The sequence below is a fragment of the Streptomyces sp. NPDC088157 genome (assembly GCF_044741545.1).
In the GTDB taxonomy this organism is placed as follows: Bacteria; Actinomycetota; Actinomycetes; order Streptomycetales; family Streptomycetaceae; genus Streptomyces.
Genome location: NZ_JBIUSU010000009.1, coordinates 22,932 through 46,672 on the forward strand (window position 1 = coordinate 22,932; position 23,741 = coordinate 46,672).

A 23,741-nucleotide genomic window follows, 5' to 3' on the forward strand; every position below is an offset into this window, starting at 1 on the left:
CTTCAGAGTGCCTTGCCGGGGCACTCCCCCGCCTGGCCGGGTGAGCCGAACGGGTGACGCCCCGCTCCCCGCGCACAGGCGGGAGAACGGGGCGTCACAGCGGGTCGGGGATCAGGCGCCGATGGCGTGCAGGCCACCGTCCACGTGCACGATCTCGCCCGTGGTCTTCGGGAACCAGTCGCTCAGCAGGGCGACGACACCCCGACCGGCCGGCTCGGGGTCCTTGAGGTCCCACTCCAGCGGGGAACGTTCGTCCCACACCGCGGCCAGCTCGGCGAAGCCCGGGATGGACTTGGCCGCCATCGAGCCGATCGGGCCCGCCGCGACCAGGTTGCAGCGGATGTTCTGCTTGCCCAGGTCGCGCGCCATGTAACGGCTGGTGGCCTCCAGGGCGGCCTTGGCCGGACCCATCCAGTCGTACTGCGGCCAGGCGAACGACGCGTCGAAGGTGAGGCCGACGACCGAGCCGCCGTTCTGCATCAGCGGCAGGCACGCCATGGTCAGCGACTTCAGGGAGAACGCCGAGACGTGCATGGCCGTGGCGACCGACTCGAAGGGCGTGTTGAGGAAGTTGCCGCCGAGGGCGTCCTGCGGCGCGAAGCCGATGGAGTGCACGACGCCGTCGAGGCCGCCGAGCTCCTCGCCGACGATGTCGGCCAGCCGGCCGAGGTGCTCGTCGTTCGTCACGTCGAGTTCGATGACCTTCGTGGGCTTCGGCAGCTTCCTGGCGATGCGCTCGGTCAGCGTGGGCCGCGGGAACGCGGTCAGGATGATCTCGGCACCCTGCTCCTGGGCCAGCTTGGCGGTGTGGAAGGCGATGGAGGACTCCATCAGCACACCGGTGATCAGGACGCGCTTGCCCTCGAGGATTCCGCTCATGGTGATCAGTGACCCATTCCCAGTCCGCCGTCAACAGGGATGACGGCTCCAGTGATGTACGAGGCGTCGTCCGAGGCGAGGAACCGCACCGTCGCGGCGATCTCCTCCGGCTGCGCGTACCGGCCGAGCGGGACCTGCGAGACGATGCCCGCGCGCTGCTCGTCGGTGAGCACCTTGGTCATGTCGGTGTCGACGAAGCCGGGCGCGACGACGTTGAAGGTGATGCTGCGCGATCCCAGCTCACGGGCGAGGGAGCGCGCGAAGCCGACCAGGGCTGCCTTGGAGGCGGCGTAGTTCGCCTGCCCGGGCGAGCCGTAGAGCCCCACGACCGACGAGATCAGGACGACGCGGCCCTTCTTGGCGCGCAGCATGCCGCGGTTGGCGCGCTTGACCACGCGGAAGGCGCCGGTGAGGTTGGTGTCGACGACCGAGGTGAAGTCCTCCTCGGACATGCGCATCAGGAGCTGGTCCTTGGTGATGCCGGCGTTGGCGATCAGGACCTCCACCGGGCCGTGCTCGGCCTCGATCTCCTTGTAGGCCTGCTCCACCTGCTCGGAATCGGTGATGTCGCACTTGACCGCCAGGCAGCCGAGTTCCGTCAGGGCGGCCGGTGGCTCGCCCGAGCGGTACGTGATCGCGACCTTGTCTCCGGCGTCGGCGAACGCGCGGGCGATGGCGAGGCCGATGCCCCGGTTTCCTCCGGTGACGAGAACCGAGCGGCTCAACGGATCACCCTTTCGATAGGCGTCTGACGCACCCGCCCGAACACTGGACGGCAGGTGGCTTCCCTCGAAACCTATCGGTCCGCTTCGGGCTACGGACATTCGGGCACCGACAGTGGCTCACCGGACTGGCTGTCGGGTCCCTACAGAAAGTTTGCGGAAGCGGGGCGGAAAGGTGTGGTCCGGGAGGCGCCGGGCGCGACATGATCGAGGCCTTCACACCGGACGACACCAGGGAGAGACGTAGGTGCCCCATAGCATCGATGAAAGTTTCACGGCCCTACCCCTACGCGCCCTCGCCGACGCCGCTCTCGCACGCGCGCGTGCGCTCGGGGCGGAGCACGCGGACTTCCGGTTCGAGCGGGTGCGCAGCGCGTCCTGGCGGCTGCGGGACGCCAAGCCCGCAGGGTCGTCCGACACGACCGACCTCGGGTACGCGGTGCGGGTGGTGCACGGCGGTACGTGGGGTTTCGCGTCCGGCGTGGATCTGACGATGGACGCGGCCGCGCGGGTCGCCTCGCAGGCCGTGGCGATGGCCAAGCTCTCCGCGCAGGTGATCAAGGCCGCCGGCTCGGACGAGCGGGTCGAGCTCGCCCACGAGCCGGTGCACGCGGACAAGACGTGGATCTCGTCCTACGAGATCGATCCGTTCACCGTCCCCGACGAGGAGAAGGCGGCGCTGCTCGCGGACTGGAGCGCGCGGCTGCTGGCGGCGAACGGGATCAATCACGTGGACGCCTCGCTGCTCACCGTCCACGAGAACAAGTTCTACGCCGACACCGCCGGGACGGTCACCACCCAGCAGCGGGTGCGGCTGCACCCCGCGCTGAACGCGGTCTCCGTCGACGAGTCGAGCGGTGAGTTCGACTCGATGCGCACGATCGCGCCGCCCGCCGGACGCGGCTGGGAGTACCTCACGGGAACCGGCTGGGACTGGGACGAGGAGCTCGACCGGATCCCGGAACTGCTCGCCGAGAAGATGCGGGCGCCGAGCGTCGAGCCGGGGCTGTACGACCTGGTCGTCGACCCGTCGAACCTGTGGCTGACCATCCACGAGTCGATCGGGCACGCCACCGAGCTGGACCGGGCCCTCGGCTACGAGGCCGCCTACGCGGGCACCTCCTTCGCCACCTTCGACCAGCTCGGCAAGCTGCGCTACGGCTCGGACCTGATGAACGTCACGGGTGACCGCACCGCGGAGCACGGCCTGGCGACCGTCGGCTACGACGACGAGGGCGTCGAGGGCCAGTCCTGGGACCTCGTGAAGGACGGCACGCTCGTCGGCTACCAGCTGGACCGGCGGATCGCGAAGCTGACCGGCTTCGAGCGGTCCAACGGCTGCGCCTTCGCCGACTCCCCCGGCCATGTGCCGGTGCAGCGCATGGCCAACGTGTCGCTGCGGCCGGACCCGGCCGGTATGTCGACGGAGGGTCTCATCGGCAGCGTCGACCGGGGCATCTACGTCGTCGGCGACCGGTCCTGGTCCATCGACATGCAGCGCTACAACTTCCAGTTCACCGGCCAGCGGTTCTTCCGGATCGAGAACGGGCGGATCACCGGCCAGCTGCGGGACGTCGCCTACCAGGCGACGACCACCGACTTCTGGGGTTCGATGGCGGCGGTGGGCGGTCCGCAGACGTACGTCCTGGGCGGCGCCTTCAACTGCGGCAAGGCCCAGCCGGGCCAGGTGGCGGCGGTGTCGCACGGCTGCCCGTCGGCCCTCTTCAAGGGAGTAAACATCCTCAACACCACGCAGGAGGCCGGTCGATGAGCGCGGGCACCAAGAAGGCGCAGCAGCCGCACGAGATCGTCGAGCGCGCCCTCGAGCTGTCGCGGGCGGACGGCTGTGTCGTCATCGCCGACGAGCAGTCGACGGCGAACCTGCGCTGGGCCGGCAACGCGCTCACGACCAACGGCGTCACGCGCGGGCGCACACTCACCGTGATCGCCACGGTCGACGGCAAGGAGGGCACCGCCTCCGGTGTCGTCTCGCGGGCCGCCGTCACCGCGGACGAGCTGGAGTCCCTCGTGCGGGCCGCCGAGGCGGCCGCGCGTGGTGCGGGCCCCGCGGAGGACGCGCAGCCACTGGTCAGGGGCGTGGACCGGTCCCCCGAGTTCACCGACGGGCCCGCGGAGACCTCGTCGGCGGTGTTCGCGGACTTCGCGCCCGCGCTGGGCGAGGCGTTCGCACGCGCGCGTGCGGGCGGTCGCGAGCTGTACGGCTTCGCCAACCACGAGCTCGTCTCGACGTACCTGGGCACGTCGACCGGACTGCGGCTGCGGCACGACCAGCCCAACGGGACGCTGGAGCTCAACGCCAAGTCCCCGGACCGGACGCGCTCGGCGTGGGCCGGGCGCTCGACCCGGGACTTCAAGGACGTCGATCCGGCGGCGCTCGACGCCGAGCTGGCCGTAAGGCTGGGCTGGGCGGAGCGGCGGATCGAGCTGCCCGCCGGGCGGTACGAGACGCTGCTGCCGCCGACCGCCGTGGCCGACCTGATGATCTACCAGCTGTGGTCGGCGTCCGGCCGGGACGCGACCGAGGGCCGGACGGTGTTCTCCAAGCCCGGCGGCGGCACCCGGCTCGGCGAGAAGCTGTCCGACCTGCCGCTGACCCTGCGCAGCGACCCGAACGAGCCGGGCCTGGAGTCGGCGCCGTTCGTCATCGCGCACTCCTCCGGCGGTGACCAGTCGGTCTTCGACAACGGTCTGCCCGTGCGGCCCACCGAGTGGGTCGGGGCGGGCGAGCTGAAGCACCTGACGACCACCCGGCACAGCGCGGCCCTGACCGGCCTGCCGGCCTCGCCCGGGCCCGACAACCTGATCCTGGACGGCGGCGAGGACCGTTCCCTGGAGGAGATGGTCGCGAGCACCGGACGCGGGCTGCTGCTGACCTGCCTGTGGTACATCCGCGAGGTCGACCCGGCGACCCTGCTCCTCACCGGCCTGACCCGCGACGGCGTCTACCTGGTCGAGGACGGTGAGGTCGTCGGCGAGGTGAACAACTTCCGGTTCAACGAGTCGCCGGTCGGCCTGCTGGGGCGGGCGACGGAGGCGGGACGCACCGAAAAGACGCTGCCCCGGGAGTGGAGCGACTGGTTCACTAGGGCTGCGATGCCTGCGCTGAGGGTGCCGGACTTCAATATGAGCTCTGTCAGTCAGGGCGTATAACCTCGTAGCCGGTGGTCGCTCGACCGCCCGAAGACGGTCCGCGGACCGTCTGAAGATCATCAAGGAGATACGAGAACCGTGACGGACATCGTCGACGAACTGAAGTGGCGCGGGCTGATCGCCCTCTCCACTGACGAGGACGCATTGCGCAAGGCGTTCGCGGACGGTCCCGTCACGTTCTATTGCGGCTTCGACCCGACCGCGCCCAGCCTGCACCTCGGCAACCTCGTGCAGATCCTGACGATGCGCCGGATCCAGCAGGCGGGCAACCGTCCGCTGGGCCTGGTCGGGGGCGCCACCGGTCTTATCGGCGACCCGAAGCCCACCGCGGAGCGGACGCTGAACGCGCCCGAGGTCGTCGCCCAGTGGGTCGAGCGGCTGCGTGCGCAGATCGCGCCGCTGCTCGACTTCGAGGGCCCGAACGCGGCGGTCATGGTCAACAACCTGGACTGGACGCAGGGGCTGTCGGCCATCGAGTTCCTGCGGGACGTCGGCAAGCACTTCCGCGTCAACAAGATGATCGCCAAGGAGGCCGTCTCGCGGCGGCTCAACTCCGACGCGGGCATCGGCTACACCGAGTTCAGCTACCAGATCCTCCAGGGCATGGACTTCCTGGAGCTGTACCGGCGCCACGGCTGCACGCTCCAGACCGGCGGCAGCGACCAGTGGGGCAACCTGACCTCGGGCACCGACCTGATCCACAAGGTGGAGCCCGAGGCCGTGGTGCACGCGCTGGCCACTCCGCTCATCACCAAGGCCGACGGCACCAAGTTCGGCAAGACGGAGTCCGGCACGGTCTGGCTCGACCCCGAGATGACCACGCCGTACGCCTTCTACCAGTTCTGGCTGAACGCGGACGACCGGGACGTCTCGAAGTTCCTGCGCATCTTCAGCTTCAGGTCCCATGCGGAGATCGAGGAGCTGGAGCAGCAGACCGAGGAGCGTCCGCAGGCCCGGGCCGCTCAGCGCGCGCTGGCCGAGGAGCTGACGACGCTGGTGCACGGTGCCGACCAGACGGCCGCCGTGGTCGCCGCGTCCAGGGCCCTCTTCGGCCAGGGCGAACTCGGTGACCTCGACGACCGGACGCTCGCCGCGGCCCTCTCCGAGGTGCCGCACATCCAGGTCGCCGAGCTCGGTCCGGTCGTGGACCTCTTCGCCGAGGTCGGCCTGGTGGCCAGCAAGTCCGCCGCGCGGCGGACCGTGAAGGAGGGCGGGGCCTACGTGAACAACGTCAAGGTCACCGCCGAGGACGCCGTCCCGGCGAAGGAAGAGCTCATCCACGGGCGGTGGCTGGTGCTGCGGCGGGGGAAGAAGAACCTGGCCGCCGTCGAGGTCACCGACGTCTGAGCGGTGCGCTCACGCTCTGCGGGTTGTACGTAGGGGGTGCGCCGTGAGGGGTGCGCCGTAGGGGTGCGGGTTCTGCGACCGCGGCATTCGTCGTGGCCTGTCGCGCAGTTCCCCGCGCCCCTGTGGGGCGCGCCCGTCAGGTCCTTTGCTTGTGCTTGCCCAGCGTCGCCATGTAGAGCATGTCGCCCAGGGCGACGATGACGATCGCGGCGATCAGCTGGAACGCGTGGCGGCTCCAGTCGATTCCGGAAGTCGACTCGACCCCCGCCGCACGGGCGATCGAGTTGCCCACGATCGCGCCCAGCATGCCGAAAATGGTGGTCAGCCAGAGCGGGCTGTGCTGCTTTCCCGGAATGATCGCCTTCGCGATCAGGCCCAGCACGAATCCCACGATGATCGCCCACAACCAGCCCATGGCTGCCTCCTCGTACGGCTCTACGTGAGCATTGCCCCTAAGTCTCGATCGGCTCGCCGTACGGCGCATGTCGGGTACGGCCGTACGCGGGACGACGCAGAGCGTTCGCCCGGACGGGAGGCGACCCGCTCTCGAAGGCGGCGCAGTCGCGGCGTAACGTGGACGTCGTCCGGGCGCGGCTCCCCGATCGGGTGCGGGCCGGACAGGGGCCGAGGCGGGGTCGATGCGGGCGGACGGTGGAATGTGATGCGGAAGCAGGGTGGCGGCGGGAACGTTCAGGTTTTCCGGATCACCGGTGCGCGTCAGGGACTCCAGGAGGACGTGCGGGGTCGGCAGCGTCGGTACATCATCTCGATGTCGATCCGCACGGTGTCGGTGATCCTCGCGGCGACGCTGTGGAACGTGGAACGGCACGTGGCTGTCGTGGCGTTGGTCCTGGGGGTGGTGCTCCCCTACATCTCGGTGGTGATCGCCAACGCGGGGCGTGAGAACGTGCCTTCGCTCCCCTCCACCTTCCTGAGCGCGCCTGTGCGAACCATGATCGCTCCGCTGCCCCGGGAGGCTGATACGGCGGGCCCCGACCCGAAAGAGGAGGGCTTCGCGGAATCCCCGCGGAGGGAATCGGCACCCGATCCGGCTGAGCGGCAGCCATGAGCCGGCCCTGAACCAACTGTGCGCGAAGCTCAGGAAAAGCTCAGATCAATCATGTTGTTCCAGTGCCGTGGGAGCGGCTGGCCGTGACATACTTCGTACGCGCTCCGCATCCCCCGTCGGAGCGACGGACCGACGCCGGGCAGCTCCCCCCGTGGCTGCTCGGCGTCGCCTTTGTGTGCGTGTGGTGAGACAACTCTGTGAGTGACGAGACCCCCATCTGTTCTGCCAAGGGCTGCCGTTTCGACGCGGTCTGGGTACTGGCGTGGAACAACCCGAAGATCCATACGCCGGAGCGGCGCAAGACGTGGCTCGCGTGCGAGGAGCACCGGGAGCATCTGTCGCAGTTCCTCGGGGTCCGGGGCTTCCTCAAGGACGTCGTCCTGCTGGCCGAGTGGGAATCCCCGGAAGCTTCCTGACCGCCGATCGCCGACGCCGACCCGCCCGGCGGCCGGCCACCCATCACCCGCGTGGACAACCCCGCGGGTCGATACACCTAGCCGCCGATCGCGGACATCGGGCGGTCCGGCTGGACGAACGACGGGTCGTCCAGGCCCGCGCCCGCCTTCTTGCCCCACGTCGCCAGCCGCCAGATACGGGCTATCTCCTCGTCGGGGGCGCCGGAGCGCAGGGCCGCGCGCAGGTCCGTCTCCTCGCGGGCGAAGAGGCAGGTGCGGACCTGGCCGTCGGCGGTGAGGCGGGTGCGGTCGCAGGCGGCGCAGAACGGGCGGGTGACGGAGGCGATGACGCCCACGCGGTGCGGGCCGCCGTCCACCAGCCAGCGTTCGGCCGGGGCCGAGCCGCGCTCGCCCTCGCCCTCGGCGGTGAGGTCGAAGCGGGTGCGCAGGGAGGCCAGGATGTCCCCGGCCGTCACCATGCCCTCGCGCTTCCAGCCGTGCTGGGCGTCCAGGGGCATCTGCTCGATGAAACGCAGCTCGTAGTCGTTCTCGACGGCCCAGGCGAGGAGGTCCGGGGCCTCGTCCTCGTTGAGGTCCGGCATCAGGACCGAGTTCACCTTCACCGGGGTCAATCCCGCCTCGCTGGCGGCTTCGAGGCCTTCGAGGACGTCCTTGTGCCGGTCCCGGCGGGTGAGGGTCTTGAAGACGTCCGGACGCAGGGTGTCGAGGGAGACGTTGACCCGGTCCAGGCCCGCCGCCTTGAGGGCCGTGGCGGTGCGGCGCAGGCCGATGCCGTTCGTCGTGAGGGACATCTGGGGTCGGGGGGTCAGGGCCGCGACCCGCTCGACGATGCCGACCAGGCCGGGGCGCAGCAGGGGCTCGCCACCCGTGAAGCGGACCTCCTCGACACCGAGCGTGGAGACCGCTATGCCGATCAGCCGGACGATCTCGTCGTCCGTGAGGAGGTCGGGCTTGCCCAGCCACTGCAGGCCCTCCTCGGGCATGCAGTAGGTGCAGCGCAGGTTGCACCGGTCGGTCAGCGAGACCCTCAGGTCGGTGGCCACTCGGCCGTAGGTGTCGATGAGCACGTGGGCCCCCTCCCTCGTAACGATCGCGTGTTCTTCTCCGTCACTCGAGAGCCTACGTGACACCGGTGACAGAGACAGGGCCCCCGATCCCACGAGATCCCGTGCGGCAGGGCGCGGCCGCGTCGTAGGGATCTACGACGCGGCCGCGTGGAGGGGGCGTGGTCAGCGGTTGCTCAGTGGGCTCCGGTGCCGGTGAGGGAGCGGACCTCCAGTTCGGCGTACTTGGCCTTGTCGGGCTCCTCCTTCGACAGCAGGGTGCCCACGACGCCCAGCAGGAAGCCGACCGGGATCGAGATGATGCCGGGGTTCTCCAGCGGGAACCAGTGGAAGTCGACGTCCGGGAACATCGAGGTGGGCTTGCCCGAGACGACCGGTGAGAACAGCACCAGGCCGACCGCGGTGACCAGGCCGCCGTAGATCGACCACAGGGCTCCGGCGGTGGTGAACCGCTTCCAGAAGAGGCTGTAGAGAATCGTCGGAAGGTTGGCGGAGGCGGCGACCGCGAAGGCGAGGGCGACCAGGCCGGCGACGTTCAGGTCGCGGGCGAGGGCGCCCAGGAGGATGGAGACGGCCCCGATGCCGACGGTGGCGTAGCGGGCCGCGTTGATCTCCTGCTTCTCGGTGGCGGTGCCCTTCTTGATGACGTTGGCGTAGATGTCGTGGGCGAAGGACGAGGAGGAGGCGAGGGTGAGGCCGGCGACCACCGCGAGGATGGTGGCGAAGGCGACGGCCGAGATGGTGGCCAGCAGGATGGCGCCCCAGTTGGAGTCGACGCCGCCGAGATGGAGGGCGAGCAGGGGCGCCGCGGTGTTGCCTGCCTTGTTGGAGGCGGTGATCTCGTCCGGTTTGATCAGCGCGGCGGCGCCGAAGCCGAGGGCGAGGGTCATCAGGTAGAAGGCGCCGATCAGGCCGATGGCCCAGAGGACCGACTTACGGGCCGCCTTGGCGGTGGGCACGGTGTAGAAGCGGATCAGGATGTGCGGCAGGCCCGCGGTGCCCAGGACCAGGGCGATGCCGAGGGAGATGAAGTCCAGTTTGGTGGTGCCGGTGGCGCCGTACTTCAGACCGGGCTCCAGGAAGGCCGCGCCCTTGCCGCTGTTGTCGGCGGCCGAGCCCAGCAGGTCGGAGAGGTTGAAGTCGAACTTCAGCAGGACCAGGAAGGTCAGCAGGAGGGCGCCGGCGATGAGCAGGACCGCCTTGACCATCTGGACCCAGGTGGTGCCCTTCATGCCGCCGATGGTCACGTAGACGATCATCAGCACGCCGACCAGAGCGACGATGCCGATCTTGCCGCTGTCGCTGGTGATGCCCAGCAGCAGCGAGACCAGGACGCCCGCGCCCGCCATCTGCGCCAGCAGGTAGAAGATCGACACGACGATGGTGGAGGTGCCGGCCGCCGTGCGGACGGGTCGCTGGCGCATCCGGTAGGCCAGGACGTCGCCCATCGTGTAGCGGCCGGAGTTGCGCAGCGGCTCGGCGACCAGGAGCAGGGCGACCAGCCAGGCGACCAGGAAGCCGATGGAGTACAGGAAGCCGTCGTAGCCGAAGAGGGCGATGGCGCCCGCGATGCCGAGGAAGGACGCGGCGGACATGTAGTCGCCGGAGACCGCGAGGCCGTTCTGGAAGCCGGTGAACTGGCGGCCGCCGGCGTAGAAGTCGGCGGCGTCCTTGGTCTGGCGGCCGGCCCAGACGGTGATGACGAGGGTCGCGAGGACGAACACCGAGAACAGGATGATGATCAGTGTGCGGTGCTCGCTGGCCTCACCCGCGGCGATCAGGGTCTGCTGTGCGGGGCTCATGCTCCGTCCTCCATCCGGGACTTGATCGCCTCGGCCTTGGGGTCGAACCGTGCGGCGGCCGTCCGCGCGTACCACCAGGCGATGAGGAACGTGGTGAGGAACTGGGCGAGGCCGAGGGTCATGGCCACGTTGAAGTTGCCGAAGAGCTTGGTGCCCATGAAGTCGCCCGCGTAGTTGGACAGCAGGACGTACAGCAGGTACCAGACGATGAAGGCGAAGGTCAGCGGGAAGGCGAAGTTGCGGTAGGAGCTGCGCAGTTCACCGAACTCCGCGCTCTCCTGCACCGCGACGAACTCCTCGGCGGACGGGAGTCGGGCTGGGGATTTCGAGGGGGGCGGTGTCTCGGTGGCCACGAAGTCTCCTCGTTGCGGATGCGGGTCGGACGGCGAAAGGAGGCGAGTGTCCTCTCGCTCCCTGCCCAAGGTCACGGCGCCGCACCAGGACGGGTTCAACGCGTCGGGCGGGTTTGTCGAAGTGGCCTTCGGCAGGTCATGACCAACGAGCGTGCGCCGCGTCAGGTCATGGGTCGGCAAACTCGCCGCCTGGAAATCATTGCTGGCCGGTGAGTCAGGGAGATAGCTTCGGGGCCAGCACCACCCGTCATGTACCTGCCCAGCAGCACCTGTGCTCGGGCCAGGTCCCTTTTCCGGATGATGTGGAGACCCCATGGCTCATCTGCCTTCCAGACGCCGCCTCGCGCTCGCGGTGCCCGTCGTGCTGTCACTGACCGCTTCCCTCGGCTTCCTGCCGACGGCGGCCTCCGCGGCCCCTGTCGCGGCCTCCGCCACCCAGGCGGCCGATGCCGGAACCCTGGCGTACGTCGTCAACACGAAGGCCAACCACAGCACGATCCGGAAGGTGAAGCAGGCGGTCGTCGAGGCCGGTGGCACCGTCGTCGCGACCTACGACAAGATCGGCGTGCTCGTCGTCCACTCGGCGAACCCCGACTTCGGTCCGCAGATACGCGCGGTGCGCGGCGTGCAGTCGGCCGGTGCGACCCGTACCGCGCCGCTGAGCGCCGCCGGGACCACCGACGAGGGCGCGGCCCAGGTCCTCTCCAAGGCGGAGGCCGCGAAGATCGAGAAGGCGTCCGACGCGGCGGGCCAGAGCGAGCCGCTCGAGGCCGACCAGTGGGACCTGCGCGCGATCGGCGCCGACAAGGCCGCCACGATCAACCCCGGCAGCAAGAAGGTGACGGTCGCCGTCATCGACACCGGCGTCGACGACACCCACCCGGACCTCGCGCCGAACTTCTCCGCGTCCCAGTCGGCCAACTGCGTCGGCGGTGTCGCGGACACCAGCGAGGGCGCCTGGCGCCCCTACACGGCTGAGGACTACCACGGCACCCATGTCGCGGGTGAGATCGCCGCGGCCCGCAACGGCATCGGCGTGGCGGGTGTCGCGCCCGGCGTGAAGGTCGCCGGCATCAAGGTGAGCGACCCCAAGGACGGCCTCTTCTACCCGGAGAACGTCGTCTGCGCCTTCGTGTTCGCCGCCGACCACGGCGTCGAGGTCACGAACAACAGCTACTACGTCGACCCGTGGCTGTACAACTGCATGGACGACCCCGACCAGAAGGCGATCGTCGACGCGGTCAACAGGGCCCAGCTGTACGCGCAGAAGAAGGGCACCATCAACGTCGCGTCGGCGGGCAACTCCAACCACGACCTGGACTCCGACTCCCTGGTCGACGCCTCCAGCCCGGACGACTCCACGCCGGTCGAGCGGACCGTCGACCCGCACGAGTGCTTCGACGTCCCGACCCAGCTGCCGGGTGTCGTCACGGTGAGCGCGACGGGGGTCAAGGGCACCAAGTCGTACTACTCCACCTACGGCCTCGGCGCGATCGACGTGGCGGCCCCGGGCGGCGACAAGTACCAGATCCCGGACACACCGTCGGCCAACGGCCGCATCCTGTCGACGCTGCCGAACAACACGTACGGCTTCCTGCAGGGCACCTCGATGGCGTCCCCGCACGTCGCCGGTGTGGCCGCGCTGCTGAAGTCGACCCACCCGCACGCGAGTCCGGCCGAACTGCAGGCGCTGCTCAAGCTCCAGGCCGACAGCACGGCGTGCCCGACCGAGCCGTACGACGGCAACGGTGACGGGGTCGTGGACGCGACCTGTGTGGGCGGCAAGCCCGTCAACGGCTTCTTCGGGTACGGCGTCGTGAACGCGTTGCGTGCCGTGAAGTAGGCGCCCGAGAGCAGGCGCGACCGACGGGCGGTTCGAGGGCCGGGCGGATTTCCGCCCGGCCCTTCCCGCATATGTTGATCGAATCAATGATGCATAGTTCAGTCATGTCGGAAATCAAGTACGCCTGGTCGCAACTGGGCGGCGATCCCGCCCTCGTCGCGCGCGTGTCGACCGTCGTGCGGGACGGTGCTCTGCGGGCGCGCCTCCCCGTGCCGGAGCTGGCGCGCGCCTGTGTGGGCGTGTGCGCCCTGGCCGGCGCCGAACTGGGGGCGCGGCGGGCCGGTCTCGCGGAGGTGCCCGGGGTACGGGTGGACGACGCGGCGGTGGCCACCGCGTTCGTCAGCGAGCGGCAGCTGCTGATCGACGGGCGGGCGCCGGTCCTCTTCGCCCCGCTGTCACGGTTCTGGCGGACGGCCGACGGCTGGGTGCGCACCCACGCCAACTACCCGCACCACCGAGAGCGGCTGCTCGGGGCGCTCGGCCTTCCCGAGGACGCCGGTACGGCCGACGTCGAGGCGTCGCTCGCGGAGCGCTCCGCCGTGGACGTGGAGCAGGCGGTGTACGCGGCCGGGGGCCTGGCCGTCGCCCTGCGCACACCCGACGAATGGGCGGCGCACGAGCAGGCGGCCGCGGTCGCCGCTCGCCCCCTGGCGGAGCGGGGCCGGTCGGACGGGGCACCCGCGCGCACGTTCGCACCACTGACGGACGGCCCCCTGCTGCCCGCCGCCGGGCTGCGCGTCCTCGACCTGACCCGGGTCCTCGCCGGGCCGGTCGCCACCCGCACCCTCGCGCTGCTGGGCGCGGACGTCCTGCGGGTCGACGCGCCCCACCTGCCCGAACTGGCCGACCAGCACGCCGACACGGGCTTCGGCAAGCGCTCGGCGCTGCTGGACCTGAGGGCGGACCGGCACCGCTTCGAGGAGTTGCTCGCGGCGGCGGACGTCGTGGTCACCGGCTACCGGCCCGGGGCACTGGACCGGTTCGGGCTCTCCCCCGAGGCGCTGGCCGAGCGCCGGTCCGGTGTGGTCGTGGCGCAGGTCTCGGCCTGGGGCGCGTACGGGCCGTGGGGCGGGCGGCGCGGCTTCGACAGCCTGGTCCAGGTGGCCACCGGCATCGCGTCCGTCGAGGGCTCCGCGGAACGGCCCGGCGCGCTGCCCGCCCAGGCTCTCGACCACGGCACCGGCTACCTCCTGGCGGCGGCCGTGCTGCGGGCGCTGACCGAGCAGTCGTACGACGGCGGCAGCCGGTTCGTACGGCTGGCGCTGGCCCGGACCGCCGCGTGGCTCACCGCCGGAACGCGGGCGGGCGAGGGCGGGAACGTCCGGGCCGGGGGCGTACGCAGCGAGGGCGTCCGGATGGGCGAAGGGACGGGCAAAGGGATGACCAAGAAGGACGAGCGGGAGGCGACCGGGGGCGAGACCCGCGGCTCCGAGCCCTGGCTCGCGGAGACCGGCAGCCCTCTGGGGCTGCTGCGATACGCCCTTCCGCCGGTGTCGTTCGACGGCGGGCCGGGCGACTGGGTGCGGCCACCGGGGCCCTGGGGGGCCGATCCGGCGCGCTGGCTCTGAGCCGCCGGACGGCCCGGTCCCGTCCGGGTGCCGCGACATTTGACCGTTTCAGGATGAGTTGCTGCGGTTTGGCGGGCGTGGTGAAGATCCTGCCATGGCCCTGATACGACCGACCGAAGCAACCGAATCCATACCCGTACGCCGCACCGGCCCCGGCCGGGCGACGGCGCTGCTCGCCCTGGTGGCGCTCGCGGCCCTCGTCCCGCTGCTCGGGCCGTCCGTCGCCGCGCACGGCACCGGAGAGGCCGCGACCCCGGACTCCGGCCTGGTCGCGCTGCTGCGGACGTTGCTCTTCGCGGCGCTGTGCGTGCAGGTGGGAGAACTGTTCGCGGCCGGTCTCGCCCGGCGGGTGCCCGACGCCCCGCCCGGCTCGCCGGTCAGCTGGGCGCCGTACACGGCGATCGTGGGGTTCGCGGCCGCGGCGGCCGTCGGGGAGCTGGCGCCGCACGGCCATGGCTCGCGGGGCGGCGTCCTGGCTCTGGTGGAGGCGATCGCGTTCGCCGTGGCGGGGCTGTGCGCCCTCACGCGCCGGCCGAACCGCCAGGTGTGGCCGCTCACGGCGGTGATCCTCGCGGAGGCGCTGCGCGCGCACCCGCCGACCGAACACGCGCCGCTGATCGGCTCCGCACTGACTGTCGTGCATCTGACCTGCTCGGCGCTGTGGGCGGGCGGGCTGCTGAGCGTGCTCCGCACGCTACGGCGGTGGGGCGGCGCCGAGGCGGGCGCCGCACTGCTCGGGCTCTACGCGCGCGTGGCGGCCGTCCTGTTCGCCGGGGTCACCGCGACCGGGCTGTGCAGTTCACTGCGCAGGATGCCGCCGGAGACGGTGCTCGACCAGCTCACGACGACGGCGTACGGGCGGGTGCTGCTCGCCAAGGTGCTTGTCGTGGGCGCGGTCGCCCTGCTCGCCCTGCGGGCACGGAGCAGGCTGCGCCGGGCGCCCGACCCGCTCGCCGCCTGCTCCCCCGCGCGCGTGGAGATCGTCGTGCTGGGCCTGGTGGTGGCGGCGTCGGGGCTGTTGACGGCCTTGCCGCTGCCCGTCAACGGTTGACGGCGCAAGGCCGCGGATCAAGGGTGGAGACCCAAGGCCGACGATGAATGGAGCGAAGGCCGGGCATCAACTGTTGAGGGCCGTCAGTTGATCGCCGTCACCATGGGAGGGGTTTGCTCGCTCCCCGCCCGGCAGCCGTCCGGGAGGCCCTCCCCCTCGGATGCGCGTTCCGCCACGGACCAGCAGGAACTGTGCGGCGATATAGGTGAGCATGATCCACAGGTCGGGGCGCGGCGGCTGCGGCCAGTCGGCGACACCGGTGGCGATGAGGGTGTCGGAGAGCAGGAACAGCGCGCCGCCCGCGCCCGCGACCGGGCCCAGTCGGGTGGTGGCGGAGTACGCCATGGCCGTGAGCAGGGTGCTGTAGACGGCGACGGGCAGGCGCAGGTCCGCGGGGAGGTCGGGCCACAGCAGGGCGACGGTGGCGATCAGGGCGGTGGCGTAGCAGGGGGCGAGAAGGCCGCCGTGCGCGCTCGGCCGACCGGTGCGGGCGAACAGCGTCAGGTAGCAGACGTGGCCGACGGCGAAGGACGCCATGCCGGCGAGGAACGCGGGGTCGGCGTCGAGCAGCAGCAGGATGTCGCCGCCCCAGCCGCACAGGAGGGCCACGACGAGAAGCCGGGGCGCGCCGCGCAGGGCCGCCCAGGTGGCGAGGAGCGGCATCAGGAGGGGTTTGGCCGCCGTGTGCCCGGCGCCGGATCCGACCGCGAGGCTGAGCAGGTCGACGGCTGCGGCGAGGGCGAACGCGCCAAGGAGGACACGGGAGACTCGGGAGCGGGTCACGCGGCCGTGCTCTCCTCGACCGGGGCGGCGGCGGTCGCGGGAGCGGGCGCCCCCGGCGCGGACGCGGGTTGCCATCCCGGCCCGCGGAACACACGGCCCGTCCGCTCGCGCCAACCGCTCGCCGCCCTCACGTCCTTGACGATCGCCACGTACTCGTGGGTGGCCACCTTGATGGGGTTGAACGTGTTGATGTTCTTGGTCAACCCGTAGACGGGCCGGTCGACCTCGGACACGAACGATCCGAAGAGCCGGTCCCAGACGATGAGGATGCCGCCGAAGTTGCGGTCCAGGTAGCCGCCCTGGGAGGCGTGGTGGACGCGATGGTGGGAGGGCGTGTTGAACACGAACTCGAACCACCGGGGCATCCGGTCGATCCGCTCGGTGTGGATCCAGAACTGGTAGACGAGGTTCGCGGAGGAGCAGAACGCGAGCGCTGCCGGGTGGACCCCGAGGGCGACGAGCGGGACGTAGAACGGCCAGACGGTCAACGAGGTCCAGGGCTGGCGCAGGGCGGTGGTGAGGTTGAACTTCTCGCTGGAGTGATGGACGACGTGGCAGGCCCACAGCACGCGGATGACGTGGTGACCGCGGTGGGACCAGTAGTAGAAGAAGTCCTGCGCGAGCAGCATCAACGGGAGCGTCCACCACAGGACGGGGACACGGGGCGGGGTCAGCTCGTGGATCGCCGTGTAGATCGCGACGATCGGGATCTTCCAGACGAAGTCGAACACGAGACTCCCGAGTCCCATGCCGACGCTCGTCGCGGCGTCCTTCGTCCCGTACCCGGCCGCATCCTCGTCAGGATGGAGCCGGACGCTGATCACCTCGATCACGGTGAGCAGCACGAAGGCGGGTATCGACCACAGCACGACATCGGGCAGGTTCGGCATGTTGGCACCGTAGAACCGCTGGTGGGCCGCGGCTAGACGTTGTTACCCACAAGTATTACCGACGGTATGCGCTTGCTTGTTGGCGATCTCCGCCAACCGGCGCCGAGAGCGGACGCCACTTCGCCCCATGATGTTCGGCGCTAACCGCCCCCTCTCCGGTCGTCGACCTGCACGCCCTCGCGCCGCTGCCGGCACCGCCCGTGGTGTGGGGCGAGTTCGTCCCTCGCTCCCCCTGGAAGGGGATCGAGCGTGTCCCGGCCGGGACTCCCCGGATGCGGCCCGGTAAAGGATCACCTGGTCGGCGCCGAGACGGGCGGGCAGGTACAGGTCGTCGCCTCGGGCCCGCACCTCACACCCCCGCCGCACCCAACAGAGCCCCCACCGCGTACGTCACCCCCATCGCCAGTGCCCCGCCGCCCACGTTGCGCAGTACCGCGCGCCCCGGTGCCGCCGCCCCCAGGCGGGCGCTGCTCCATCCCGTGCCGGCCAGCGCCGCGAGGACCGATGCCACGGTCACCGGGAGGCGCCAGTCCGGCGGGGGCAGCACGATGGCGAGCAGGGGCAGCAGGGCTCCGGCGGTGAAGGCGAAGAAGCTCGCCCAGGCCGCGTGCCAGGGGTTGGTGAGGTCGTCGGGGTCGATGCCGAGCTCCACGCGCGCGTGGGCCTTCAGGGCGTCCCGTTCCGTGAGCTGGACGGCGGCCTCCCTGGCGACGTCCCGGGACAGTCCGCGTTCCTCCAGCAGCCCGGTCAGCTCCTCCAGCTCGGCCTCCGGCTGCTCGCGCAGTTCCCGCCGCTCCAGCGCGAGCGCGGCCTTCTCGGAGTCCCGCTGGGTCGACACGGACACGTACTCCCCCGCCGCCATGGACATCGACCCGGCGATCAGACCGGCGAGACCTGCCGTCAGCAGGACCGAGCGGTCGTCCGTCGCGCCGGCCACGCCGACGACGAGGCCCGCGGTGGAGACGATGCCGTCGTTCGCGCCGAGGACCGCGGCGCGAAGCCAGTTCAGCCGGGATCCGAGCGAGCCGTGGGCCTCGGCGTGGGTGGGTTCCGTCACAGGACGGAGGATGACACCCGGGCAGCCAGGGGTCCCGTACCGACGCTCGTGGAGAGGGAGAGAGGAACGCCGGCGGGGCCCGGTTCACGGTGGGCCGGCGTCGCGCGGGTCCCCGGCACCGGACGGCGTTCCGGCCGACGGGACCACGAGGGCGTGAAACACCCTGCGGTGGGCCGGAGTTGGCCTGCGTCGGCCGGTGGGCGTCCTCACGCGCGCGTGCGCCCCGCGAACTCCCGTACGGTCCGGAGGGCTTCGCGCGCGCCCCTCTTCGGGGCGGGTGCGGCGGGGTGTCGGTGGGGGCCCGTATCCTCAGTGACCATGCTCGAAGACCACACGACGACAGCGTCCTCCCCCACGGAGTGGCCGACCGCGTATCCCCAGGGATACGCGGTCGTTGACGTGGAGACCACCGGCCTGGCCCGGGACGACCGGATCATCTCCGCCGCCGTCTACCGGCTGGACGCGCGCGGTGAGGTGGAGGACCACTGGTACACGCTGGTCAACCCGGAGCGCGACCCGGGCCCGGTGTGGATCCACGGTCTGACGAGCGACGTCCTCGAGGGTGCGCCCCTCTTCCGGGACGTGGCCGAGGAGTTCGCCGCCCGGCTCGACGGCCGGGTGCTCGTGGCGCACAACGCGGTCTTCGACTGGCAGATGATCGCGCGGGAGTACGCGCGCGCCGAGCGTGAGGCGCCGGTGCGGCAGCGGCTGTGCACCATCGCGCTCTCCAAGGAACTCGCCCTGCCGCTGCCCAACCACAAGCTGGAGTCGCTGGCGGCCCACTTCGGCGTCGTACAGCAGCGGGCCCACCACGCGCTGGACGACGCGCGCGTGCTGGCGGAGGCGTTCCGGCCGAGTCTGCGGGCCGCGGCGGCGGGCGGTGTCCGGCTGCCACTGCTCGAGTGCCGGCCGCTGACGGAGTGGACCGACCGGCCGTCGCCCCTGATCGGCCGGCAGGCGAGCGGGCCGGGCGGCGGCTACGGCAGCTATCGGCCAGGCAGTTGGCGGCCGTCCCGTAAAAGGCCCGCCTGCCCCCATCCCAATCCAGGGCGGTACGAAGACGGCAAAATGCTCAAGCAGGGCATGCGGGTCGCCTTCTCGGGCGACACCTCGGTCGAGCGCGAACTGCTGGAGGACCGCGCCGCCGAGGCGGGACTGCACGTCGCCACGAGCCTGTCCAGGCTGACCAGCCTGCTGGTCACCAACGACCCCGACTCGGGCACGTCGAAGGTCGTGAAGGCGCGGCAGTTCGGGACCCCCGTCGTCGACGAGGCCGCCTTCGGGCAACTCCTGCGTGATGTGGAGCCCGCCGACGAGTAACCCGTACGTACGGGTGATTGCCGCGCGACTCGCCCGCCGCCCACTCGCCCGGGCGGGGACGACGGCTCACCCTGTGGCGCATGGCGAGATGCGAAGTTTGCGGCAATGACTACGGAATGACCTTCGAAGTGCACGCGCAGGGCGCGATCCATGTCTTCGACTGCTTCTCCTGTGCGATCCACCGCATGGCCCCCATCTGCGAGCACTGCCGGGTGCAGATCATCGGCCAGGGCGTCGAGGTGGAGGGTCACTGGTACTGCGGCGCGCACTGCGCCCGCGCGGAGGGCAGGGCGGGCATCGTCGACAAGGTGTGAGCCGCCCCGGAAGCCTCCGGGGGCCGGGGCCGGAAGGCTTCCTTCCGGTACCCGGGCGAATGCGCCCCACGACCGAGTTGTACGGTCGTGGGGTGTACCGCTTCCTGTTGTCCCGGCAGTGGGTGATCCTCACGCTGGTCTCCCTCCTCCTCATCCCCACGATGATCAGGCTGGGCTTCTGGCAGATGCATCGCTACGAAGAGCGCACCGCGCGCAACCAGCTTGTCACCGACGCGCTGACCGCCAAGGCGGTGCCCGTGGAGCGGCTGACCACCCCGGGGCACACCGTCACCCGCGACGAGCGGTACCGGAGCGTCACCGCCACCGGCTCCTTCGACACGGCGCACGAAGTCGTCGTCAGGCGCCGGGTCAACGCCGACGAGACCGTCGGCTTCCACGTCCTCACCCCGTTCGTCCTGACGGACGGCAGGGTGCTGCTGGTCAACCGGGGCTGGATCCCCGCGGACGCTCCGAGTCAGACCACGTTCCCCGAGGTCCCCCCGCCGCCCGGCGGCCGGGTCACCGTCACCGGGCGGCTGATGCCCGACGAGACGACCGCGGCGAGCGGCATCAAGGACCTCAAGGGACTGCCGGACCGCCAGGTCATGCTGATCAACAGTGAGCAGGAGGCCCGGCGGCTCGGTGTCCAGGTGCTCGGCGGCTACATCGCGCAGACGGCGCCCGAGCCGAAGGGCGACAGCCCGGAGCTGCTGGGCCCGCCCGGCAGCGAGGACGCGGCCCTGAACTACGCGTACGCCATCCAGTGGTGGCTGTTCTCCGCGGGCGTCCCCGTCGGCTGGGTGATCCTGGTCCGCCGCGAGGCCCGCGACCGGGCCCAGGCGGCGGCCCGGGAGACGAAGCAGGCGGAGCCTGTGACGGTCTAGGGTCCGCGTCCGCGTCCGCCTCCACAGCCGCGGATACGGATGCGTCCGCCGAAGTACGAGGCCGGGTCCGGCACGCGTCGCCGCCCGCCGTCCGCCGCCCCCTCGACGGGTTCACCGAGCGGCCGGATACCGGCGTCGGCATCCGGCTGCTCGGCCGGCCCGGCGCCCGCTGCCGGGCAGACCGGCCCACGGCTGCTCGGCAGGCCAGTGGGTGAGCGGGCCGGCCGCCGACTGCGCGACCCCCGGGTACTCGGCCGCCGGCTGGGCGACCCCCGACTGCTCGGCCGGCCGGGCCACCCGGCATCACCGCCTGGCACGGCGGTTCAGCAGCAGCGGCTCTGCGGGTTTTCCTCGCGGTGGAGGCTGCGCAGGACCTGGTACTCGCGCCGGGTCGGGGTCGGAGCGAGCGGGTGGTGGCGCCGGTGCCGTTCGCAATAGCGGTCGTACTCCGCCTCCCCGGTCAGCTCCCGCAGATACCAGCGCACGCCCCGCACCCGGTTCACGGCCCACGCGACGCTCAGGCCCCACGCACCGCTCGAGCCCCGCACCAGACCCACGGCCCACGCGACGCTCAAGCCCCACGCACCGCGCACGCCGTCGGGCATGCCGGAAGCTGCCGACGCACCCCGCACGGCCGACGCACCGCTCGAGCCCCGCACCAGACCCACGGCCCACGCGACGCTCAAGCCCCAGGCACCGCGCACGGCCGACGCACCCCCCAGGCCCAACGCACCGCGCAGGGCCGACGCACCCCGCACGGCCCACGCACCCCGCGCGGCCGACCCACCACGCGCGCCCCGCGTCCGGTCCGCGCCCCGCGCCCCGCGCCCGCTCCGCGGGCCGGCAGTGCCCCCTCCTCCGTCGGTGCTCCGGACTCGTTCGGCGCCGGGCGCCCCGTCAGTGTCAGGTGGCCCTCCGGCGCCCCGCACCCCGTGGGCCGTGGCCCTCATGACCTGGTCTCCGCCAGGGCCTCCGCCAAGGGCTCGCGCTGCCCAGCCGGTACGTCGATGACGGACTCGACGTAGGGTGCCTCGGTCGTCGGCAGGGGAGCCGGGGACCGAACGGCCCGTGCGCAGACCACGGCCGCGTTCACGATCACCACCGCGACCAGCAGCAGGAACACGGCGATCAGCACACCGTCCACCGTGGAGTTGGTGACCACCGTGTGCATGTCGGCCGGCGACTTGGCGGGCGGCAGCACCTGGCCGGCGTCGAGGGCGTCGGCGTACCGCGTGCGCTGGGCGAAGAAGCCGATCCTGGGGTCGTCGGAGAAGATCTTCTGCCAGCCGGCGGTGAAGGTGATCGCGACCACCCAGGCCAGCGGGACGCCCGTGACCCAGGCCCAGCGCAGTCGGCCGGACTTGACCAGGACCGTGGTGCAGACGGTCAGCGCGATCGCGGCGAGCAGCTGGTTCGCGATGCCGAACAGGGGGAAGAGCTGGTTGATTCCGCCGAGCGGGTCGGTGGCGCCGGAGTACAGGAAGTAGCCCCAGGCGGCGACGACCAGGCCGCTGCACAGCCAGATGCCGGGCTTCCAGTTGACGCGGCCGATCGGCTTGAAGACGTTGCCGAGCATGTCCTGGAGCATGAAGCGGCCGACCCGGGTGCCCGCGTCCACCGTGGTCAGGATGAACAGCGCCTCGAACATGATGGCGAAGTGGTACCAGAAGGCCTTCATCGCGGTGCCGCCGAAGATGCCGGAGAAGATCTCCGACATGCCGACGGCGAGGGTCGGCGCCCCGCCCGAGCGGGCGATCAGGGTCTGTTCCTCGACCGCCTTCGCCGCGTGGGTGAGCTGGTCGGGGGTGATGGTGAAGCCGAGGCCGGCGACCGCGTGGGACGCCGACTCGGCCGTCGTGCCCAGCAGGCCCGCCGGCGCGTTCATCGCGTAGTAGAGGCCGGGCTCCAGGGTGGCGGCCGCGATGAGCGCCATGATCGCGACGAAGGACTCCATGAGCATCGCGCCGTAACCGATCAGCCGGACCTGGGACTCCTTCTGGATCAGCTTGGGGGTGGTCCCGGAGGAGACCAGGGCGTGGAAGCCGGACAGCGCGCCGCACGCGATGGTGATGAAGAGGAAGGGGAACAGGGAGCCGGCGAAGACCGGGCCCGCTCCCGACGACGCGAAGTCGGTCACCGCGTCCGCCCTGAGCACGGGCGCGGCGACGACCACCCCGACCGCCAGCAGCGCGATCGTGCCGATCTTCATGAAGGTGGAGAGATAGTCGCGTGGGGCGAGGAGCATCCACACCGGAAGGACGGACGCGACGAAGCCGTAACCGATGAGGCAGAAGACGAGGGTCGTCGGGCTCAGGGTGAAGGCGTCGGCCAGCGAGGAGTTCTGCACCCAGCCGCCGCCGACGATCGCGAGCAGCAGCAGCGCCACGCCGATGAAGCTCGTCTCGACGACCCGGCCCGGACGGATCCGGTGCAGCCAGAAGCCCATGAACAGGGCGATGGGCACGGTCATCGCGACCGAGAAGGTCCCCCAGGGCGAGTGGGCGAGGGCGTTGACCACGACCAGCGCCAGCACGCCCAGCAGGATGATCATGATGGCGAAGACGGCCACCAGGGCGGCCGCACCGCCCGCGCGGCCGATCTCGTCACGGGCCATCTGTCCCAGCGACTTGCCGTCCCGGCGCATGGACAGGAACAGCACGACCATGTCCTGCACTGCCCCGGCGAAGATCACCCCGGCGACGATCCACAGGGTTCCGGGCAGATAGCCCATCTGGGCCGCGAGCACCGGTCCCACCAGCGGTCCGGCGCCGGCGATCGCGGCGAAGTGGTGGCCGAGCAGGACCCGGCGGTCGGTCGGCTGGAAGTCGACGCCGTCCTCGAGGCGTTCGGCGGGCGTGGCGCGGCGGTCGTCCGGCTTCAGTACGCGCCGGGCGATGAAGCGGGAGTAGAAGCGGTAGGCGATGGCGTACGAGCCCAGGGCCGCGACCACCAGCCAGACCGCCGATACCCGCTCGCCCCGGGCGAGGGCGAGGACGCCCCAGGCCACGGCGCCGATCAGCGCGACCGCGCTCCACAGCAGGATCGATTTCGGGGTGATGCGGGACTTTTCCGGCGTTCGAGGACCGGTTTCGGGCAGGGCTGACGTAGGCATGGCGGCTCCTCGCCGAGATGACGGAGGTTGCGGAAATCACCGGGACCAGCGACGGGCGGCTCTCCCGCTCGCTGTCGGTCTGTGCAAGAGTTGCCC

22 protein-coding genes are annotated in these 23,741 nt (G+C 71.1%); 11 read left to right on the forward strand and 11 right to left on the reverse strand.

Going from position 1 to position 23,741, the window contains the following annotated elements; translation table 11 throughout:
- Positions 1 to 111: 111 nt before the first annotated feature.
- Together fabI and fabG are read right to left on the reverse strand one after the other, a co-directional pair.
- Positions 112 to 879: an enoyl-ACP reductase FabI gene (fabI, locus tag ACIPFH_RS32065; protein WP_328482730.1), complete on the reverse strand. Its 768-nt coding sequence runs from the start codon at positions 877 to 879 to the stop codon at positions 112 to 114.
- Positions 880 to 884: 5 nt separating this feature from the next.
- Entirely contained in the window at positions 885 to 1,604 is a 720-nt protein-coding gene (gene fabG / locus ACIPFH_RS32070) for a 3-oxoacyl-[acyl-carrier-protein] reductase (protein WP_401831972.1), read from the reverse strand.
- A 244-nt stretch (positions 1,605 to 1,848) separates the two neighbouring features.
- Between fabG and ACIPFH_RS32075 the strand changes: the two genes are divergently transcribed.
- The 3 genes from ACIPFH_RS32075 (at position 1,849) to tyrS (ending at position 6,119) form a co-directional block, all read left to right on the forward strand.
- Positions 1,849 to 3,372, forward strand: a complete 1,524-nt coding sequence (locus ACIPFH_RS32075; protein WP_401831973.1) for a TldD/PmbA family protein — start codon at positions 1,849 to 1,851, stop codon at positions 3,370 to 3,372.
- A complete protein-coding gene (locus ACIPFH_RS32080) occupies positions 3,369 to 4,772 on the forward strand; it encodes a metallopeptidase TldD-related protein (protein WP_401831976.1) in 1,404 nt (467 codons plus the stop codon). Before ACIPFH_RS32075 ends, ACIPFH_RS32080 begins: the two co-directional genes overlap by 4 nt.
- 78 nt (positions 4,773 to 4,850) lie before the next feature.
- Entirely contained in the window at positions 4,851 to 6,119 is a 1,269-nt protein-coding gene (gene tyrS, locus ACIPFH_RS32085) for a tyrosine--tRNA ligase (protein ID WP_359123756.1), read from the forward strand.
- Positions 6,120 to 6,255: 136 nt separating this feature from the next.
- Here the strand turns inward: tyrS and ACIPFH_RS32090 are convergent, their stop codons facing one another.
- Positions 6,256 to 6,534, reverse strand: coding sequence for a GlsB/YeaQ/YmgE family stress response membrane protein (locus tag ACIPFH_RS32090; protein WP_401831979.1), 279 nt, complete (start codon positions 6,532 to 6,534; stop codon positions 6,256 to 6,258).
- 246 nt (positions 6,535 to 6,780) lie between these two features.
- Here ACIPFH_RS32090 and ACIPFH_RS32095 point away from each other — a divergent pair, with 246 nt between their 5' ends.
- A complete protein-coding gene (locus tag ACIPFH_RS32095; protein WP_401831981.1) occupies positions 6,781 to 7,188 on the forward strand; it encodes a DUF3099 domain-containing protein in 408 nt (135 codons plus the stop codon).
- Positions 7,189 to 7,385: 197 nt separating this feature from the next.
- Positions 7,386 to 7,604: a hypothetical protein gene (locus ACIPFH_RS32100; protein ID WP_359123759.1), complete on the forward strand. Its 219-nt coding sequence runs from the start codon at positions 7,386 to 7,388 to the stop codon at positions 7,602 to 7,604.
- A 77-nt stretch (positions 7,605 to 7,681) separates the two neighbouring features.
- Here ACIPFH_RS32100 and moaA read toward each other — a convergent pair whose 3' ends face one another.
- From moaA to ACIPFH_RS32115, 3 genes are all read right to left on the reverse strand, one after another.
- A complete protein-coding gene (gene moaA, locus ACIPFH_RS32105) occupies positions 7,682 to 8,671 on the reverse strand; it encodes a GTP 3',8-cyclase MoaA (RefSeq protein WP_401831985.1) in 990 nt (329 codons plus the stop codon).
- Positions 8,672 to 8,844: 173 nt separating this feature from the next.
- Positions 8,845 to 10,470 (reverse strand): cation acetate symporter, encoded by a 1,626-nt coding sequence (locus ACIPFH_RS32110; RefSeq protein ID WP_401831988.1) that lies wholly within the window; start codon positions 10,468 to 10,470, stop codon positions 8,845 to 8,847.
- Positions 10,467 to 10,823 (reverse strand): DUF485 domain-containing protein, encoded by a 357-nt coding sequence (locus ACIPFH_RS32115; RefSeq protein WP_356250468.1) that lies wholly within the window; start codon positions 10,821 to 10,823, stop codon positions 10,467 to 10,469. The genes ACIPFH_RS32110 and ACIPFH_RS32115 overlap by 4 nt, the downstream gene beginning before the upstream one ends.
- A gap of 313 nt (positions 10,824 to 11,136) precedes the next feature.
- On the opposite strand from ACIPFH_RS32115, the gene ACIPFH_RS32120 reads away from it, so the two are divergent.
- From ACIPFH_RS32120 to ACIPFH_RS32130, 3 genes are all read left to right on the forward strand, one after another.
- Positions 11,137 to 12,666: a S8 family peptidase gene (locus ACIPFH_RS32120; RefSeq protein WP_401831990.1), complete on the forward strand. Its 1,530-nt coding sequence runs from the start codon at positions 11,137 to 11,139 to the stop codon at positions 12,664 to 12,666.
- A 104-nt stretch (positions 12,667 to 12,770) separates the two neighbouring features.
- Positions 12,771 to 14,234 carry a CoA transferase gene (locus ACIPFH_RS32125; RefSeq protein WP_401831993.1) on the forward strand — a complete coding sequence of 488 codons (1,464 nt, stop codon included), beginning with the start codon at positions 12,771 to 12,773 and terminating at the stop codon, positions 14,232 to 14,234.
- Positions 14,235 to 14,328: 94 nt separating this feature from the next.
- Positions 14,329 to 15,285, forward strand: coding sequence for a CopD family protein (locus ACIPFH_RS32130; RefSeq protein WP_401831996.1), 957 nt, complete (start codon positions 14,329 to 14,331; stop codon positions 15,283 to 15,285).
- A gap of 66 nt (positions 15,286 to 15,351) precedes the next feature.
- Here the strand turns inward: ACIPFH_RS32130 and ACIPFH_RS32135 are convergent, their stop codons facing one another.
- From ACIPFH_RS32135 to ACIPFH_RS32145, 3 genes are all read right to left on the reverse strand, one after another.
- Positions 15,352 to 16,068, reverse strand: a complete 717-nt coding sequence (locus tag ACIPFH_RS32135) for a lysoplasmalogenase (protein WP_401831998.1) — start codon at positions 16,066 to 16,068, stop codon at positions 15,352 to 15,354.
- Positions 16,065 to 16,958 carry a sterol desaturase family protein gene (locus ACIPFH_RS32140; protein ID WP_401832000.1) on the reverse strand — a complete coding sequence of 298 codons (894 nt, stop codon included), beginning with the start codon at positions 16,956 to 16,958 and terminating at the stop codon, positions 16,065 to 16,067. Before ACIPFH_RS32140 ends, ACIPFH_RS32135 begins: the two co-directional genes overlap by 4 nt.
- Positions 16,959 to 17,307: 349 nt before the next feature.
- Positions 17,308 to 18,015: a VIT family protein gene (locus ACIPFH_RS32145; RefSeq protein WP_356250480.1), complete on the reverse strand. Its 708-nt coding sequence runs from the start codon at positions 18,013 to 18,015 to the stop codon at positions 17,308 to 17,310.
- Positions 18,016 to 18,333: 318 nt separating this feature from the next.
- Here ACIPFH_RS32145 and ACIPFH_RS32150 point away from each other — a divergent pair, with 318 nt between their 5' ends.
- From ACIPFH_RS32150 to ACIPFH_RS32160, 3 genes are all read left to right on the forward strand, one after another.
- Positions 18,334 to 19,335, forward strand: a complete 1,002-nt coding sequence (locus ACIPFH_RS32150; RefSeq protein ID WP_401832003.1) for a DEDDh family exonuclease — start codon at positions 18,334 to 18,336, stop codon at positions 19,333 to 19,335.
- A gap of 80 nt (positions 19,336 to 19,415) precedes the next feature.
- Positions 19,416 to 19,649, forward strand: coding sequence for a hypothetical protein (locus ACIPFH_RS32155; RefSeq protein ID WP_078615750.1), 234 nt, complete (start codon positions 19,416 to 19,418; stop codon positions 19,647 to 19,649).
- 92 nt (positions 19,650 to 19,741) lie between these two features.
- Positions 19,742 to 20,533, forward strand: coding sequence for an SURF1 family protein (locus tag ACIPFH_RS32160; RefSeq protein ID WP_401832007.1), 792 nt, complete (start codon positions 19,742 to 19,744; stop codon positions 20,531 to 20,533).
- Between the two features lie 323 nt (positions 20,534 to 20,856).
- On the opposite strand, the gene ACIPFH_RS32165 is transcribed toward ACIPFH_RS32160, so the two are convergent.
- Positions 20,857 to 21,108, reverse strand: a complete 252-nt coding sequence (locus ACIPFH_RS32165; RefSeq protein WP_401832008.1) for a YbdD/YjiX family protein — start codon at positions 21,106 to 21,108, stop codon at positions 20,857 to 20,859.
- 371 nt (positions 21,109 to 21,479) lie between these two features.
- Positions 21,480 to 23,645 (reverse strand): carbon starvation CstA family protein, encoded by a 2,166-nt coding sequence (locus tag ACIPFH_RS32170; protein ID WP_401832010.1) that lies wholly within the window; start codon positions 23,643 to 23,645, stop codon positions 21,480 to 21,482.
- Positions 23,646 to 23,741: the final 96 nt, after the last annotated feature.

Excerpts from the sequence above, each read along its gene's own strand:
- fabI (WP_328482730.1), bottom strand. The coding sequence starts at position 879 with ATGAGCGGAATCCTCGAGGGCAAGCGCGTCCTGATCACCGGTGTGCTG.
- ACIPFH_RS32080 (WP_401831976.1), top strand. The coding sequence starts at position 3,369 with ATGAGCGCGGGCACCAAGAAGGCGCAGCAGCCGCACGAGATCGTCGAG.
- ACIPFH_RS32090 (WP_401831979.1), bottom strand. The coding sequence starts at position 6,534 with ATGGGCTGGTTGTGGGCGATCATCGTGGGATTCGTGCTGGGCCTGATC.
- ACIPFH_RS32095 (WP_401831981.1), top strand. The coding sequence starts at position 6,781 with ATGCGGAAGCAGGGTGGCGGCGGGAACGTTCAGGTTTTCCGGATCACC.
- ACIPFH_RS32110 (WP_401831988.1), bottom strand. The coding sequence starts at position 10,470 with ATGAGCCCCGCACAGCAGACCCTGATCGCCGCGGGTGAGGCCAGCGAG.
- ACIPFH_RS32120 (WP_401831990.1), top strand. The coding sequence starts at position 11,137 with ATGGCTCATCTGCCTTCCAGACGCCGCCTCGCGCTCGCGGTGCCCGTC.
- ACIPFH_RS32125 (WP_401831993.1), top strand. The coding sequence starts at position 12,771 with ATGTCGGAAATCAAGTACGCCTGGTCGCAACTGGGCGGCGATCCCGCC.
- ACIPFH_RS32130 (WP_401831996.1), top strand. The coding sequence starts at position 14,329 with ATGGCCCTGATACGACCGACCGAAGCAACCGAATCCATACCCGTACGC.
- ACIPFH_RS32140 (WP_401832000.1), bottom strand. The coding sequence starts at position 16,958 with ATGCCGAACCTGCCCGATGTCGTGCTGTGGTCGATACCCGCCTTCGTG.
- ACIPFH_RS32150 (WP_401832003.1), top strand. The coding sequence starts at position 18,334 with ATGCTCGAAGACCACACGACGACAGCGTCCTCCCCCACGGAGTGGCCG.
- ACIPFH_RS32155 (WP_078615750.1), top strand. The coding sequence starts at position 19,416 with ATGGCGAGATGCGAAGTTTGCGGCAATGACTACGGAATGACCTTCGAA.
- ACIPFH_RS32170 (WP_401832010.1), bottom strand. The coding sequence starts at position 23,645 with ATGCCTACGTCAGCCCTGCCCGAAACCGGTCCTCGAACGCCGGAAAAG.